At 65.9% G+C, this 16,109-nt stretch carries 13 protein-coding genes; 8 read left to right on the forward strand and 5 right to left on the reverse strand.

The annotated features are described in order from the left end of the window. The first annotated feature begins 1 nt into the window (after position 1). Positions 2–682 (forward strand): SDR family NAD(P)-dependent oxidoreductase, encoded by a 681-nt coding sequence (locus P7B02_RS11175; RefSeq protein ID WP_277786421.1) that lies wholly within the window; start codon positions 2–4, stop codon positions 680–682. On the opposite strand, the gene P7B02_RS11180 is transcribed toward P7B02_RS11175, so the two are convergent. Next, positions 679–1,959: a PQQ-dependent sugar dehydrogenase gene (locus tag P7B02_RS11180; RefSeq protein WP_277786700.1), complete on the reverse strand. Its 1,281-nt coding sequence runs from the start codon at positions 1,957–1,959 to the stop codon at positions 679–681. The genes P7B02_RS11175 and P7B02_RS11180 overlap by 4 nt on opposite strands. Before the next feature lie 218 nt (positions 1,960–2,177). Here P7B02_RS11180 and P7B02_RS11185 point away from each other — a divergent pair, with 218 nt between their 5' ends. From P7B02_RS11185 to P7B02_RS11195, 3 genes are read left to right on the forward strand one after another with little or no spacing between them, the layout of a single operon-like run. Further along, positions 2,178–3,536, forward strand: coding sequence for a dicarboxylate/amino acid:cation symporter (locus tag P7B02_RS11185; RefSeq protein WP_277786422.1), 1,359 nt, complete (start codon positions 2,178–2,180; stop codon positions 3,534–3,536). 42 nt (positions 3,537–3,578) lie between these two features. Continuing rightward, on the forward strand, positions 3,579–4,202 hold the full coding sequence (gene cobO / locus P7B02_RS11190; RefSeq protein ID WP_277786423.1) for a cob(I)yrinic acid a,c-diamide adenosyltransferase: 624 nt from the start codon (positions 3,579–3,581) through the stop codon (positions 4,200–4,202). After that, complete coding sequence (locus tag P7B02_RS11195; protein WP_277786424.1) at positions 4,199–4,615, forward strand: DUF1636 domain-containing protein; 417 nt, start codon at positions 4,199–4,201, stop codon at positions 4,613–4,615. Before cobO ends, P7B02_RS11195 begins: the two co-directional genes overlap by 4 nt. On the opposite strand, the gene P7B02_RS11200 is transcribed toward P7B02_RS11195, so the two are convergent. The 4 genes from P7B02_RS11200 to P7B02_RS11215 all read right to left on the reverse strand — a co-directional run bounded on the left by P7B02_RS11200 (position 4,608) and on the right by P7B02_RS11215 (position 8,405). Then, positions 4,608–5,300: a MarC family protein gene (locus tag P7B02_RS11200; RefSeq protein ID WP_277786425.1), complete on the reverse strand. Its 693-nt coding sequence runs from the start codon at positions 5,298–5,300 to the stop codon at positions 4,608–4,610. The genes P7B02_RS11195 and P7B02_RS11200 overlap by 8 nt on opposite strands. A 48-nt stretch (positions 5,301–5,348) precedes the next feature. Then, positions 5,349–5,750, reverse strand: coding sequence for a MerC domain-containing protein (locus P7B02_RS11205; protein WP_277786426.1), 402 nt, complete (start codon positions 5,748–5,750; stop codon positions 5,349–5,351). Between the two features lie 192 nt (positions 5,751–5,942). Then, entirely contained in the window at positions 5,943–6,833 is an 891-nt protein-coding gene (locus P7B02_RS11210; protein ID WP_277786427.1) for a TauD/TfdA dioxygenase family protein, read from the reverse strand. Between the two features lie 192 nt (positions 6,834–7,025). Then, positions 7,026–8,405 carry an FAD/NAD(P)-binding protein gene (locus tag P7B02_RS11215; protein ID WP_277786428.1) on the reverse strand — a complete coding sequence of 460 codons (1,380 nt, stop codon included), beginning with the start codon at positions 8,403–8,405 and terminating at the stop codon, positions 7,026–7,028. A 168-nt stretch (positions 8,406–8,573) separates the two neighbouring features. Here P7B02_RS11215 and P7B02_RS11220 point away from each other — a divergent pair, with 168 nt between their 5' ends. The 4 genes from P7B02_RS11220 to P7B02_RS11235 all read left to right on the forward strand — a co-directional run bounded on the left by P7B02_RS11220 (position 8,574) and on the right by P7B02_RS11235 (position 16,099). After that, positions 8,574–9,593 (forward strand): LacI family DNA-binding transcriptional regulator, encoded by a 1,020-nt coding sequence (locus tag P7B02_RS11220; RefSeq protein WP_277786429.1) that lies wholly within the window; start codon positions 8,574–8,576, stop codon positions 9,591–9,593. Between the two features lie 416 nt (positions 9,594–10,009). Then, positions 10,010–12,853: a TonB-dependent receptor gene (locus tag P7B02_RS11225; RefSeq protein ID WP_277786430.1), complete on the forward strand. Its 2,844-nt coding sequence runs from the start codon at positions 10,010–10,012 to the stop codon at positions 12,851–12,853. 67 nt (positions 12,854–12,920) lie between these two features. After that, positions 12,921–14,063 (forward strand): pectate lyase, encoded by a 1,143-nt coding sequence (gene pelA / locus P7B02_RS11230; protein ID WP_277786431.1) that lies wholly within the window; start codon positions 12,921–12,923, stop codon positions 14,061–14,063. A gap of 11 nt (positions 14,064–14,074) precedes the next feature. Then, a complete protein-coding gene (locus P7B02_RS11235) occupies positions 14,075–16,099 on the forward strand; it encodes an alpha/beta hydrolase (protein WP_277786432.1) in 2,025 nt (674 codons plus the stop codon). The last annotated feature ends 10 nt before the right edge of the window (positions 16,100–16,109 follow it).

A 16,109-nucleotide genomic window follows, 5' to 3' on the forward strand; every position in this document is an offset into this window, starting at 1 on the left:
AATGGCGCAGCGGGTGATCGTGACGGGCGCGCGGGGCGTGCTGGGCCGCGCCGTGGTTGAGGCCTTCCTAGCGGCGGGCCATCGGGTGACGGCGCCGGTTCGGGGCGACGCTTCGAGCGTCGCCTTCTCGGGCGAGGTGGCGGTGATCGACGGCGCGGACCTGTCCGACCCTGCCGCCGCGCGGTCCGCTTTCGAGCGAGCCAAGGCGGCCTTGGGCGGCGCGGATGTGCTGGTGAACGTGGCCGGCGGTTTCACCTTCGAAATGATTTCCGACGGTTCGCCAGCGGCTTGGCGCGAAATGTTCGCGATGAACCTGGAGACCTGCGCCAATCTCTCGCGCGTCGCCGCGAGCGGTCTGGCGGACGGCGGCGCCATCGTCAATGTCGGCTCGGCCGCGGCGACAACGGCTGGCGCCGGCATGGCGCCCTATGCCGCCTCCAAGGCCGGAGTCGCCAAGCTGACCGAAAGCCTGGCGGCGGAGCTGAAGGGGCGGGTGCGGGTCAACGCCGTGCTGCCGTCCGTCATGGACACGCCCCGCAACCGCTCCGACATGCCTGACGCCGATCCGGCGGCCTGGACCGCGCCGGCCGCCGTGGCCGACGCGATCGTCTTCCTGGCCTCCCCACAGGCGCGGGCGATCAATGGGGCCCTGGTGCCGGTGACCAACCCCGCCAGCGCCTAGGGCTCGCGCGGCGTGGTCGGCGTCACGCGCCAGATCACGTCGCCCACATCATCGGCCACCAGCAAAGCCCCGACGTGATCCACGGCGACGCCTACAGGTCGTCCCCAGGCCTCGCCTTTGGGGCTGAGGAAACCGGTGAGGAAATCCTGGGCTGGGCCTGACGGCAGGCCGTCGGCGAAGGGTACGAAGGCGACCTTGTAGCCGCTGGCCGGCTTGCGGTTCCAGGAGCCGTGCTGGCCGATGAAGGCGCCGTTGACGTACCGGGCGGGGAAGGTCGCGCCCTCGTAAAAGGTCAGTCCCAGGGATGCGGTATGCGCGCCGAGGGCGAAGTCCGGCTTGATCGCCTTGGCGACCAGATCCGGGCGTTGCGGCTTCACCCGAGCGTCCACGGTTTGACCGTAATAGCTGTAGGGCCAACCGTAGAACCCGCCGTCCTTCACCGAGGTCATGTAGTCGGGGACCAGATCGTTGCCGATCTCGTCGCGCTCGTTGACGGCGGTCCACAGCGCGCCGCTCTGCGGCTGCCAGCTCATGCCGTTGGGATTGCGCAGGCCTGAGGCGAAGATGCGCGCCGCGCCCGTGGCCGGGTCGATTTCGAGGATGGCGGCGCGGCGTTCCTCGTTCTGCATGCCGTTCTCGCCGACATTGCTGTTGGAGCCCGTGGTCGCATAGAGCCTGGAGCCGTCCTTGCTGGCGATCAGGCTCTTGGTCCAGTGGTGATTGATCGCTCCCGCCGGCAGATCAGCGACTTTGCGCGGCGCAGCTGTGATCCTGGTCTGTCCCTCCTGATACGGGAAGCGCACCACGGCGTCGGTGTTGGCCACGTAGAAGCTGTCGCCGACCAGCGCCATGCCGAAGGGCGAGTTCAGCCCTTCCAGGAAGGCGGTTCTGACTTCAGCGACGCCGTCGCCGTCCTCGTCACGCAACAGGCTGATGCGGTTGGCGCTGGGTCCTCTGGCGCCGGCCTTGCCCATGATCTTGCCTTGAACCCAGCCGCGCAGGCCTTTCAACTTCTTGGGCGGGCCATTTGTCTCGGCGACCAGCACGTCGCCGTTCGGCAGCACATGGAGCCAGCGTGGGTGATCCAGTCCCGAGGCGAAGGCGGCGACGGTGAAGCCCGCCGGCGCTATCGGCTTCTGGCCATCCGGCCATCCCTTGGCGGGCGCGATGTTGATCACTGGCAGAAGCGACTTGTGCGGTTTGGGCAGTTTGGGATCGGGTCCATAGCCGTCTTTGGTGGGCAGAGCAGGGCCGCTGCAGGCGGCTAAGGCCAGCATCAACGGCGCCAAGGCCGTGATCGCACGTCTCTTCACTTGGGCTTCCTCCCGCCGCGTTTGCCGGCTTAGGCGTCGGACTGTGCCGCAAGTTCGTGCATCTGGCGATCGAGGCTTCAGCGGAACTGCAGGTCTATCTGCATCAGCAGAATTCCTGCGGTCGCATAAGCCGAGCGAAACACTAGGTTTAGCATTGACTTTCCACGTTCCGGAGCCGGGTCATGACGACGGCCGCCGCCCAGAAAACCTCTAAGCCCCTCTGGTCCAATTTCGGGTTCCAGGTTCTGATCGCGATGGTGATCGGCCTCGGCGCTGGTCTTCTGGCGCGCAACCTCGGCGTGGAGGAAGGGCAGGCGGGTTTCGCCTTGGCCGAAACCCTGCGTCAGGTCGGCTCCCTGTTCGTGCAGTTGCTACGGACCCTCGTGCCGCCCCTGGTGTTCACCGCCATCGTCGCCAGCATCGCCAATCTGCGCGAGCTTCAGAACGCAGCGCAGCTTGTCTGGAGAACCCTGCTGTGGTTCGCGATCACCGCCCTGGTCGCGGTGACCATCGGCATCGCGCTTGGCCTGCTGCTCCAGCCGGGTCTGCATGCGTCGGTGGCCGCCAGCCAGGCCAAGGCGCCGTCCACTGTCGGTTCCTGGCTCGATTTCCTCACCGGCCTCGTGCCCAGCAACATCCTGGGTCTGCAAGCGTCCACCAAGCTGAAGGATGCCGGCGCGACGACCAGCCTGTCGTTCAACGTGCTGCAGATCGTGGTCATCTCTCTGGTGGTCGGCATCGCGGCGCTCAAGGTTGGCGAGGCGGGCCGCAGCTTCCTGGCATTCAACGCCTCGGCCTTGGCCATCGTGCGCAAGATCCTGTGGTGGGTGATCCGCCTGACGCCGATCGGCACGATCGGCCTGTTCGGCAACGCCGTGGCTCAGTACGGTTGGACTACCTTGGGCCAACTCGGCGCCTTCACCGTCGCGGTCTATGTGGGCCTCGGTCTGGTGTTGTTCGTGGTCTATCCGGCGCTTCTGCTGGCGCACGGTCTGAACCCGCTGAAGTTTCTTGCGGGCGTCTGGCCCGCCGTGCAGCTCGGCTTCGTCTCGCGTTCCTCGATCGGCACCCTGCCGGTGACGGAGACCGTGACCGAGAATCGCCTGGGCGTGCCGCGCGCCTACGCCGCCTTCGCCGTGCCGCTGGGCGCCACCACCAAGATGGATGGCTGCGCGGCGATCTATCCGGCGGTGGCGGCGATCTTCGTGGCCCAGTTCTATGGCCTGCACCTGGATCTGGCCGACTACGCCCTGATCGTCTTCGTCTCGGTGATCGGATCGGCCGCGACCGCGGGCCTGACGGGCGCCATTGTCATGCTGACGCTCACCCTATCGACCTTGGGCCTGCCGTTGGAAGGCGTCGGTCTGCTGCTGGCCATCGATCCGATCATCGACATGGGCCGAACCGCCGTGAATGTGGCGGGGCAGGCTCTGGTCCCGACCCTGGTCGCCAAGGAGCAGGGCATCCTGGATCAGGCCGTGTTCGACGGTGTCCATCACGACGAGGACGCCGCTCTCCATGGTCTCGCGCCGGCGGAATAGTCGGCGCTTGCCGTCCGGCGACCGCCGCGCCAAGACAGGCTCATGAGCGAGACCCCGGACGAAGACGCGATCAACGCGCGCCATAACGCCAAGATGAAGGTCATCCAGGCCGCCCGCGCCCGGATGATGGGGGAGCGGCAGGAACAGCGCGGTCTGGTGATCGTCAACACCGGTCCGGGCAAGGGCAAGAGCACGGCCGCCTTCGGCATGGCGGCCCGAATGATCGGCCACGGCCGCCGGGTCAGCGTCATACAGTTCATCAAGGGCGCCATGGAGACCGGCGAGAAGGCCGTCTTCGACGCCTTTCCCGATCACATCGAGTTCCGCCCCATGGGCGAGGGGTTTACCTGGGACACCCAGGACCGGGCCCGGGACATCGCCGTGGCCCGTGTGGCCTGGGAGGCGGCCAAGGCGCGCCTGCTCGATCCCAATGACTGGGACATGGTGATCTGCGACGAGCTCAACATCGTCCTGCGCTACGAGTATCTGCCCTTGCAGGAGGTGCTTGACGCCATCGCCGCCAAACCGCTGATGAAGCACTTCGTCATCACGGGCCGCAATGCGCCGCAGGAATTGATCGACGCGGCCGATCTGGTCACCGAGATGAACCAGGTGAAGCACCCCTTCCGCAGCGGCGTGAAGGCCCAGGCCGGGGTGGAGTTTTGAGCCTGCTGCAAGCGGCCTCCGAAGGCCCGGCCCTGATCGTCTGCAACACCTGCCGCTGGTCGGCTGACGAGCGCGAGGACGCCGAGGGCGTGCGCGGCGGCGCCAGGATGTTCGAGGCGCTGATCGAGGCTGCGAAGGGCGATGATCGCCTCGCTGAGTTGGCGATCGAGCAGATGCCCTGTCTGTTCAATTGCAGCCAGCACTGCTCGATCCACCTGCGCGGGCCGGGGAAGATCGGCTACGTGCTGGGCAAGTTCGAACCGACGGCTGAAGCCGCCAAGGCGATCCTCGACTACGTCGCGGCCTGGCTGGAGAGCGCGGAGGGCGTCGTGCCCTACCGCCAATGGCCGGAGGGCGTGAAGGGGCATTTCATCGTCCGCACCCCGCCGCCGGAGCGGGTCGTGGTCAGCTAGCCGACTTGCCGTCCAGCAGCGGCGTGATCAGGCTTTCCAGGCCGGTGCTGATGATCTGCACGCCGATGCACAGCAGCAGCAGGGCCACGAGGCGTGACATCACCCGTGCGCCAGCCGTGCCGATCAGCTTCATCATGCGGTCCGCCGAGCGGTAGGACAGCCAGACAGCCGCCGCCATGCAGATCGCGGCGAGGCTAGCTCCGATGAAAAACGACGCGGTGCCCGGGCCGTCGGCTGGCCGCTGCGACGACAGGGCGACCGCCACGGAGATCGAGCCTGGTCCGGTCGTGAACGGCATGGTCAGCGGGAAGAAGGCGACGTCGTCGGGCGAGCCCTTGGCCATGGCCGCGTCACCAGCCTTGCGGTCTTCCAGGGCCTCGGGCGCCATGAGCATGCCCCAGGCGCGGATGGCGACCACCAGGCCGCCGGCGACGCGCAGCGCGCCGAGGCTGATGCCGAAGAAGTTGAGGATGTAGCTGCCCAACCAAAGCGAGCCCAGCAGGACCACCAAGGCATAGAGCGAGATCTTCGTCGCCAGCTTGGCGCGGTCCTCACGGCTATAGCCGCCCGTGACCTCGTTGAAGATCAGGGACGCCCCTATCGGATTGACGATGGAGAACAGCGCGGGAAAGGCCAGCAAGAAGGCGCCGACCACGCTCGTCACGGGCAGGGGGCTGAATTCCATGGCTCTCAAGGGTCCGCGTCAGATGCGTCCCCTAAAGAGGCGATTCCCTCAAGCTGCGGAAGGCTTGTCCGAACAGGGCGGCGGCGGCGAGCGCCGCAGGTTCCAGGTGTGGGCGGCCGTCAGGGTCAGACCCCCGGCGATGGACAGCCATGTCTCCAGGTCATGAGAGGGCCATCCCAGCGCGCCGAACAGAAGAAGGGCGAGGCCGCTGGCGGCCAGGGCGAGCAACGCGGCGGACGGACGAGGCGCGCCTCTGCGAAAGAGCGCCACGACGGAGATCGGCGCGGCCAGGGCGATAAACACTAGGTGCACCCACTCCGCTTGGCTCCAGCCTCCGATGAACGGCAGAGCGACGGAGACGGCGGGCAGGACCAGGCAGTGGATCAGGCACAGGCCTGACAATCCGATCGCGGATACGTCGAGGGCCTTTGCCGGGGAAGCGATCTTCATCGTGATCCGGTTCTCAAGCGGTACTTAAGGGGGCCCCGTCCGACTGGCTGGGGGAGGGGTGTCGGACGGGGTGATCTGCCCTGGGGGAACAGGGAAGACGCAGAACATAGGCGTTATGCTATAACATTCAAGGCGTCAGGGCGCCGCATTCTGAGAGAACCGGAATCGCTGCGGCGTGGGCCGTTGAGCGGCCTAGAACGGGATGTCAGTTCCTTGCACCGTCACCCGCTCCACCACGCGATCGTGTGGGAAGTAGTCGAGCACCGCATAGTGCTGCGTGGCGCGGTTGTCCCAGAACACGATAGCGTTGGGCGACCAGCGGAAGCGCACCTGGTACTCCGGCGCCTTCACCCGATCGGTGAGATAGGTCAGCAGCTCGCGGCTCTCATCCTCGTCGATGCCCAGAATGCGCGTCGTGAAGACGTGATTGACGAACAGGTGCTTGTCGCCCGTCTCCGGATGGGTGCGGACGATGGGGTGTGCTCTCGGCGGATAATCTCGTCGCAGCTGCTCCTTCGTCTCCTCGCTGATCCGGTAGCCGAAGCTCTGCAGGATGTCGTGCGCGGCCTTCAGGCGGCTGATCTTGGCCTTCACAGGCGGCGGCAGGTCTTCGTAGATGGCGTTGGTGTCGGCGAAGATCGTATCGCCCCCATAAGGTGGCAGCAGGCGTCCCCGCAAGATGCCGGCGAAGGACGGCTTTTCCCGGAAGGTGACGTCGGTGTGCCATTTGTTCGCCGGTCGGGCGATGGGCAGGATTTCCTCAGTGATCTTCAGCCCGTCCGCCGCCTCGATGTGCAGAATTTCGGGAAAGCCGGGAACAGTCGCGGTGACGGGGTGTCCCTCCAGATCGCCGAAGTAGCGACCGAAGCGGACGTGCTCCTCATGGGTGATGTCCTGGCCTCGGAAGAACAGCACCTTGTATCGGTTCAATCCACCGCGGATGGCGGCGACCACGCCGGGTTCAAGCGGTTGGCTGAGGTCGAGGCCGGTGACCTCGGCCCCCAGAAGCGGGCCGGCGGGTGTGAAGGTCAGGCCTTCGACGACTTCGGTCTCGAAACGCTTGCGGTCTGCGATGGCGTTCATGGACGCCTCCATCTTGTTGCTGGAAGAACGCGCACGAAATCTGGCGGCAGCTTCGCGCGGACTGGCGGGATTGACCAGTCCGCGCTCGGCAGTCTGCAGCGACGTAAAGGGGAGGGAACGTCGCCTGCTGAAAATCTATCTATTTAATAGGAATTGAGTCCCGCCAGATTTTCTAAGGCGGGATTCAGGGCGTCAGATGCCGGCGCCCATGTCCATGAAGGCTGTGGCTGACAGGGGTGACGCCGGCGTGGCCTCGTTGGCTAGGCGTCGAACCAGATCATCGATCTGGATGGTGATTTCCGGAACCGCCGTGATCTCCCACCACGCCGCCTTCGCCAGCGGACCAAGGGCGAACAGGCGCTCGGAAGGGTCACCGGATACGCCGACGACAGCGCCGCCCTGGGTGTCCAGGCCAAGGCCGAGCGCATCGGCCCGCGCCAGTCCCTTGGCGCGTAGATCGGCGATCAGCGGGATCGCTGTGCGATCGAACCGGCCGCCCGGGCCGGTGCAGTTTATGACGCGCGATGCGTCAACGGTTCGCGTCACGCCATCGACCGCGACCTGAATCTTAGCTACGCCATCCATGATCGAAACATCACCGAAGCGCCCGCCCAGCACCTCAAGACGTCCGCCGTCGAGCAAGGCTTGCAGATTGGCCGTGACCTCGGGCGCGGTGCGATGTCGGTGGACGTCCCACCAGGGGCGCAGGCGCTTGAGGAAGCGCCGCCGCTCCGCAAGGCTCCAGGCGCTCCAAACCGCTGGGACCGCTGGCCGGGCCGCATCGAACACCCGCTGCCAGGGCGTGCCGGCGACCTGTGCAAGCCTGACCTGCCGCCGCAGCTCCCGTGCGATAGTCCGCGGCGAATGGCCCACAAGCTCATGCAGGAAGGCAGGCCAGATTCCACCAGCCACGTGACCGCGCGGCAGAAGTCCGCGTCGGGAGACCGCCGTCATGGTTCCGCGATGCCTGCGGCCAGCCAAACGAAGGGCGATGTCGATCATCGTCAGGCCGGCGCCGATCAGCAGGACCGGCGCCTCGGACGGCAGGCCGTCGAGCGCGCCCGCCGCCCACGGATCGGAAACGAACAGGTCGCTGTCGAGCACGATCTCCGGCATGCCGCCGGGACGGTCGGGCGGAAGGTTGCCGAGCGCCAGGACCACGACGTCAGCCGCTACGGTCCGCCCGTCGGCCAACAGGACGGACGAGCGAAGTCCATTGTCCATGCCGACGGCTTCGCCGCGCACGCGATGAATCCGCTCCGTCGTCGTAGCTGTGGCGGCGAGAGCCTCCATATAGTCGCCGAACAGCGCGCGGGGCGCGAAGTCCTCCAGCGTCCAATGATCGCCATGCTCGGCGCGCAGCCAATCATGGAAAGAGGGCTGCAACCCCAAATCCATACGGCTGACCGGCACGTTCAGCATGTGCATGGGATCGGCCGCGCCATAGGCCAGACCACGGCCAAGGCGGCGTTCGCGGCCGATCACCGTGACACGCGCCTGCGGCTTGGCCGCCGCGATCTTGAGGGCGAACAGCGTCCCGCTGAACCCGTCGCCGACGATGGCTATGTGCAAACTGACCGACCCTGTCGTCCGCGAAGAAGCGCCATCTATAGAAGGGGCGTCAGCGCAAAAGCCAGCGGCATCAACGGACCATTTCACAGGCGATTGTCATAATTCCCGTCATAGGCGAAGCTGACAGTCTCGTGCTACGCGACGCTGTTTCAGCAGCCGCACGACGCCATGAACGACGTGACCATCACCGATGTCGCCGACCGCAGCGGGGTTTCGCTGCGCACGGTTTCGCGCGTCATCAACGGCTCAAGCAAGGTCAATCCAGAGACCCGGCGCAGAGTTGAAGCGGTGATCGAAAGCCTCGGCTTTCGACCCAGCGCCAGAGCGCGAGCCCTCGCTACCGGGCGCTCGTTTCTGATCGGCCTGATCCATGACGACCCCAACGCCCAGGTCCTCGATCCCGTGCAGCGGGGACTCACCGAGATTTGCGGAGCCATGGGCTTCGAGGTCGTGGTTCACCCGTGCTGCTACGGCTCCGAGCAACTGCTCGACGATGTGCGCAGCTTCATTCGGCGATCCAGAGTGGACGGCGTGGTGGTGCTGCCGCCGCTGGCCGAGTTGTCCCAACTCCATCAGGTCATCGCCGAGACCGCGACCCCGAGCGTGTCGATCGCCTCGATCCCGATCGCCGGCGCCGACATGCTGGTCTCCATGGAGCGTCAGGCCGTCCAGATCCTGACGCGCCGCCTGATCGAAATGGGCCATCGCCGCATAGGGTTCATCTCAGGTCCGTCGAGGTTCATCTCGGCCCAGCAGCGACGTCTGGGCTTCCTGGATGCATTGGCCGAATCTGGCTTGAGCCCGACGGTGATGAGTGAAGGCGATTACAGCTTCGAATCAGGCATCGCCTTCGGCAGGAGTCTGCTTGATTTGCCCGATCCGCCGACCGCGGTCTTCGCCTCCAACGATTTCATGGCCGCGGGCGTGCTGAAGGCTTTGTCCGAGCGGGGGCTTTCTTCGCCGGGCCATCTGTCGGTCGCGGGCTTTGACGACAGCAGCATCGCGCAGATGATTTCGCCCGCCCTGACAACCATCAACCGGCCCATGCGCGCCATGGCTCAAACCGCCGCGAAACGCCTGCTGGCAAGGATCGGAGCGGAGGAGGGAGAGCCTTCCATTCAAACCGCGCCGGATGAAATCACCCTGGAGCTTGTGGAGCGGGAAAGCACCGCCCCGCCATCACGCTAGCAAATTCGGGCGGGATTTTTGCTCACCGCCGCGCAAAATGTTTCGTGCCAGCGCTGGCATATTCAGATTGACATGGCCGGCCTTGACGCGCTTGCTGTGAGTAACGCTGAATAGCGAAAACAAAGCCGAGCTCGGGCATCGCTCGATGACACCGGTATCAGGGGAGAGGAAACGATGCGCCTTCAAGGTGCCTGCATCGCTGCGCGCGATCTGTTTCGGGCCACGCCCGAAACGTCGAACTTCCTGCAGATGGTCAATGAAGCCCGCCCATTTCCCCTCCTGGGCTTCGGGGTCGATCGCGCGCGATTGATCCCCTTTCTATCGGCGACCTGAGCTTGATCGGCTTGGGGGCAGAGGGGCCGGCGGAAACAACCGCCGCAATCACAAGAAACAAGTTCAGGGAAAGAAGAGACGACATGAAAAAGTGCGATCAAGCGGGCAGGGGACAGCTGCGTCGCAACGCCGTTCTGCTGGGCACCAGCGCTGCGGCGGTCCTCATGCTGGCCGGCGCGGCTCACGCCCAGTCCGGCCCACAGGACGCCGAGGTTGAGGAAGTCGTTGTCACCGGCTTCCGCAGCAGCCTCGAAAAGGCGCTGGAGCTGAAGCGCGAAAGCACTGGCGCGGTGGACTCCATCGTCGCCGAAGACATCGCCAAGTTCCCCGACAACAACCTCGCCGAAGCCATTCAGCGCGTGCCGGGCGTGTCGATCACGCGTGACGGCGGCGAAGGCCGCAACCTGTCGGTCCGGGGTCTCTCCGAAGAATTCACCCGCGTCCGCATCAACGGCATCGAAGCGCAGGCCACGACTGGCTCGAGCCGCGGCCGCGGCTTCGACTTCAACGTGTTCGCCTCCGAACTCTTCAGCCAGATCGACGTGCGCAAGACACCGTCGGCCGAAATCGATGAAGGTTCGCTCGGCGCCACCGTCGACCTGCGCACCGGCAAGCCGTTCGACTACAACGGCTTCAAGATCGCCGGCTCGGCCAAGATGGGCTACAGCGACCTGTCGAAGGACTACGACCCGCGCGTCGCGCTGCTGGTCAGCAACACCTTCTTCGACGACACCTTCGGCGCCCTGTTCTCGGCGGCCTACTCCGAACGCGGCATCCGCCAGAACGGGGTGAGCACCGGACAGTTCAACGTCGGTCCGGCTGACGGCGGCTTCTGCAACGTGGCCCAGCGCCCCGCGCTCTGCGCCGGCACCAACCCGGCCGCATATGACCTGGCCAGCGCTGCTACCACGCGCTATCCGCGTTTCCTGCGCTACCAGCAGTACGAGACCCAGACCAAGCGTCTGGGCCTGACCGGCGCCCTGCAATGGCGCCCCTCCGACCGCACCGAAGTCAGCCTCGATGTCATGTACTCGAAGTTCGAGGCCGAGCGTAACGAGCGCCAGCTGGAGTCGATCGGCCTGAGCCGCGGCGCCTCGCAGGGCGGCAAGCCTGAAACCGTGGTCCGCGACGCCGCCGTCAACGCCGACGGCACGCTGGTCTATGCGCTGCTCGACAATGTCGACATCCGCTCGGAAAACTATCTGGACGTCTACGACACCCAGTTCACTCAGTGGACTCTCGCCGGCAAGCACGAGTTCACTGATCGCTTCTCGGTGACCGGCACCGTAGGCTACGTGTCCAACGACTTCGACAATGCGCTCGACTACATCGCTCAGATGGACCGCATCAATACGGACGGTTACTCGTTCGATGCGCGCAACAGCCAGAACTTCCCGGCCATCAACTATGGGTTCGACGTCAAGGATCCGAACAACTGGTACATCGGCCCGACCGTCACGGTCCCGGGCGGCACCGGCGCCACTGGCCCGGACATCCGTCTGCGTCCGAACTGGAACGACAACACCTTCAAGATCGCCCAGGCTCAGGCCCAGTACGAGCTGAACGACAGCCTGACCTTCAAGCTGGGTGGCAGCCTCAAGAAGTATGAGTTCGTCGGCACCGGTCAGCGTCTCGCTGCGGGCGAAGGCAACATTCCGGCCATTCCGGCCGGCTCCACCATGGCGACCCTCACCGAGCAATGGTGCGGGCTGCAGAAGCTGAATCTGCCGGCGGGCACGCCCAATTGCTGGGCCAGCCCGAACCGTGACGCCATCGCTCAGGCTTACGGCGTGTTCAGCAACACCGGCCGTTTCGCCCTGTCGAGCACGACGTCCAGCGCTCGTGGCGACAACCGCTCGGTGGAGGAAGAGGATCAGGGCGCATTCGTCCAGGCCGACTTCAAGCATGAACTGTTCGGCCTGCCGGTCCGCGGCGACGTCGGCGTCCGCTACGTGAAGACCAAGCAGAGCTCGACCTTCTTCTCGACGGTGCCGACCTCGGTGAACCCGGCGGGCTTCGAGCTGACGACTGTCGGCCGGTCCTACGAGGACACCCTGCCGTCGCTGAACCTGGTGATCGAACCGCGCGAAGACGTCCTGGTCCGCTTCGGCGCCGCCAAGGTCATGTCGCGTCCGGGCCTCGGCGCCCTGTCGGCGGCCACCAACGTCAACGTCGCCGGCGGTTCGCGCACCGTGACCACCGGCAATCCGATGCTGGAGCCGTACCGCGCCAAGACCTTCGACGTGGCGGTGGAATGGTATCCGAGCCGCGGCGCCGTGGTGTCGGCCGCATTCTTCTACAAGGACATCAGCACCTACGTTCAGAACATCACGGTCGTCGCGCCGTACTCCACGACCGGTCTCCCGGCGAGCCTGCTCACCGGTACGGGCGTGAACGTCAACGACGACTTCAGCATCTCCAACGTGGTCAACACGCCTGGCGGCCCGCTGAAGGGGGTGGAGCTGAACTACCAGCAGCCCCTGACCTTCCTGCCGTGGAAGTTCGAGAACCTCGGCGTTCTGTTGAACTACACCTTCGTGGACTCCGAGATCGACTACTTCCTGTCGTCGAGTTCGGCGGCCACCACGGTGACCCGCGATCTGCTGAACCTTTCGAAGAACGCCTATAACGGCACGATCTATTATGAAGACGGTCCGTTCCAGGCGCGCGTCTCGGCCGCTTACCGCGACAAGTATCTGACCGCGGTTCCGGCAGCGTACAACGTGGACGTGGCCGGCCGTCGCTCGACCCTGTTCGTCGACTTCTCGGCGTCCTACAAGTTCAACGACGACATCACGTTCAGCCTCGAAGGCATCAACCTCACCAACGAGAAGGACATCTCCTATCTCGACTCCGAGGTGCAGCGGACCAACGACTACTTCCAGGTAGGCCGTCAGTTCTACCTGGGCGTCCGCTACAGCTTCTAGGACGATCCAAGGGCGGCCGGCCAAGTCGGCCGCCCTTTCTATTTTTGCTTTGAGGGGAGACCTCCGCATGCGCGCGCCTGTCGTCGCGGTGATCCTTGCCGCTTGCCCATTCATCACGGCTCACGCCGCTATGGCGCAGGTTCAGCATCCGGCGGCGCACCCGCCGCTCATTCCGTTCCCCAGTCCGTTCCAGCTTGAGGTCATGGCCAAGGCCCGCAAGGTCGGGACCTCGATGCCCGTCGGATGGTGGGATGGCATGGCTGCGAAACCTGCCGCTTGGTTCGCCTCTGACGAGGCGCGCGCCATCGGCGACAACATCATCTCCTGGCAGATCAGCGAGACCGGCGGATGGCCCGGCGGCGATGTGGTCACTCAGCCTTTCCGAGGGGCGGAGGGACAGATCGGCTGGCGGGGCCATTCCACCAGCCTCTACCGTTTCGATCAGATGCGCTTCCTGGCGCGTGTCTACGCCGCGACGGGTGAGGAGCGTTATCGCCAGTCGCTGGACACCGGGCTGAGCTATGTCCTTGATGCGCAGTACCCGAAGGGCAGCTGGCCCTACGGCTCGCATCCGTCGGTGGCCGCGCATAACGCCCGCTATGCGTCCTTCAACGACGACGCGATGGTGAAGGTCATGACCTTCGTCCGCGAGGTCGCCACCGATCCCATCTACGCCAAGGTTTCTCCGGGACGCCCCGCCCAGGCGCAGGCCGCCTTCGACAAGGGCGTGGCGTACATCCTGCGCGCCCAGATCGTCGCAGATGGGAAGCTGACGGCCTGGGGATCCCAGCACGACGAAGTCACCTATGAGCCGCGCATGGGCCGCATGTTCGAGCCGCCGTCGATCAGCGCCAACGAAAGCGCCGGCGTCCTGCTGCTGCTCATGAGCCTCGACAAGCCGAGCCCAGAAGTGGTGCGGGCCGTGGAAAGCGGTGTCGCCGGGTACAAGGCCACCGCTTTGAAGGGCGTTCGCATCGATCGCCCCGCCAACGGCGACCGCATCGCCGTGGCTGATCCGAAAGCCAAGCCGATCTGGGCGCGCTTCTACGAGATCCCCACCAACCGTCCGATCTTCGCCGGCCGCGACGGCATCGTCCGATACGATCTGAAGCCCGTCGAGCTGGAGCGCCGCGCTGGCTACGCCTGGTACGGCGACTGGGGCGACGTTGTAATCGCACGTTATCAGGAGTGGGCTCGGGCGCGAGCTTGAGGGGAAAAGTCATGAAGATCAGGACATTCGCCGCAGGTCTTTCGCTGCTCGCTCTACTGGCCGGCGGCGCTCACGCGGCCGAGCCCACCGGTCGTGATCAGCTCATTCGTTACATCGACGGCCTGGCGGACAGCCAGCTCAAGGCGCGCGAGGCGGAGCTGGCCGCTGTCGACACCTCTGCCAAGATGGACGCCCGCAAGGCCAAGCTGCGCCAGACGATCCTGGACCTGATCGGCGGCCTGCCGGCCGAGCGCACGCCGTTGAAGGCGCGCATGACCGGCGGCTATCAGGCCGACGGCTATCGGGTGGAGAAGGTCGTTTACGAAAGCCTCCCGGGCTACTTCGTGACCGCGAATGTCTATGTGCCCACCGCCGGCAAGGGGCCATTTCCCGCCGTCCTGATCACGCCGGGCCACTCGCCGGACGGCAAGGCCGGCGACCGCTTCGGCGGCAACCTCGCCAAGGCTGGAATCCTGGCTCTGATCTATGACGAGATCGGCATGGGCGAGCGGCTCCAGCACTACGATCCCGAACTCGGCGAGTCCAAGGTCGGCCGTCCGACTGGCGAGCATTCCATGGCCTACTGGCAGACCGTGCCGGTGGGGGACCACGTCTCGCGCTACTTCATCTGGGACGCCATGCGCGGGCTCGACTATCTGCAGGCCCGCGCAGACGTGGACGGCGCGCGGCTTGGCGCGCTGGGCTGTTCGGGCGGCGGGACGGTCACAGCCTTTCTCACCGCCCTAGACGAGCGGGTGAAGGCGGCGGCTTCGGCCTGCTACGTCAACACCTTCCGCCACGTACTTGCCGGCCCCGGCCCGCAGGAAGCGGAGCAGTCTCCGCCCGGATTCATTGCCGCCGGCCTCGACGTGCCGGACTGGGTGGAGCTGGCCGCGCCCAGGCCCTACGCCATCGTATCGACAGAAGCCGACTTCTTCCCGTTCGAGGGCGCGCGCACGGCTTATGAAGAGGCGCGCCGCATCTGGGGGCTCTACGGCGCCCAGGACCGCATCAGCTGGATCACCGGCCCGGGCGGTCACGGCAATCTGGCGCCTGTGGGCGACAAGATCGTGGGCTTCTTCAGCCGCTGGCTGAACAACGACACCACGCTGCGGCCCTTCGTGGACATCCGTCCGCCACGCCCGGAAGACAATCTGGTCACGGCCACGGGGCAGGTCTCCACCGCCCTGAAGGGCGTGACCCTGCAGCAGGTTAACCAGGCCCGCGCTGCAAAGGTCGCTCCGGCCGCCAAGACGGCGATTCCGCTCGACCGCCTGCGCGCCGATATCCGCGCAGTCACGAACGCCCGCACGCCAGCCATCAAGCTGAGCGCCGGGCAGGGGACTTGCGTGCTCAGCGGCTCTCCCGCTGGCGATCTCCACTGCCGCCTGACCGGAACGCAGGGCGGCGGCAGGAAGCGCGCGCTGCTGATCACCGGCCGTCCTGAGCAGCTGGCCGCCGCCCGTGCGCAGACCGACGCCCTGGCCGCCAACGGATGGCTGGTCATGGAGCTGCCGGCGCGCGGTTCCGGCGGCACGGAGGAGATCAAGTCAGCGCTGCTTGGCGACTGGAACCTGCTGTCCCTGCGGGCGATGCTGGCGGGCGAAAGCGTGCTTGGCCTGCGCACGGATGACGTGACTGGCGCCGTCGCAGTCCTCAGCCAGCGTGATGATGTGCAGTCGGGGGTGGCGGTCTATGCGCTCGGCGCCATGGCCCCAGCGGCTTTGCACGCCGCGGTGCTCGATGAACGCATCACCAGCCTCACCCTAGACGGCGCCCTGGCCAGCTATCGTTTCGCGGTCGACCGTCCGATCCAGCGTGATCTGCCTGAGGTTCTGCCTTTTGGAGTCCTTCGCAAGTACGACCTGATCGACCTGACCACTTCGCTCGGCTCGCGCCCGGTCACCTGGATCAATCCCGAAAACGGCGTGGGCGAGACCCTGCGCCAGGGTCAGTTCGAGGCGCTGTTCCGCGCCAAGCCGGCCACCGTCCGCTGGGCGTCACGCGGCGCCCGCGATCCCCTAGTCCTGCCTTAGTCCGAGAAAG

It is taken from the genome of Caulobacter segnis (assembly GCF_029543125.1).
Classification (GTDB): Bacteria; Pseudomonadota; Alphaproteobacteria; order Caulobacterales; family Caulobacteraceae; genus Caulobacter; species Caulobacter segnis_D.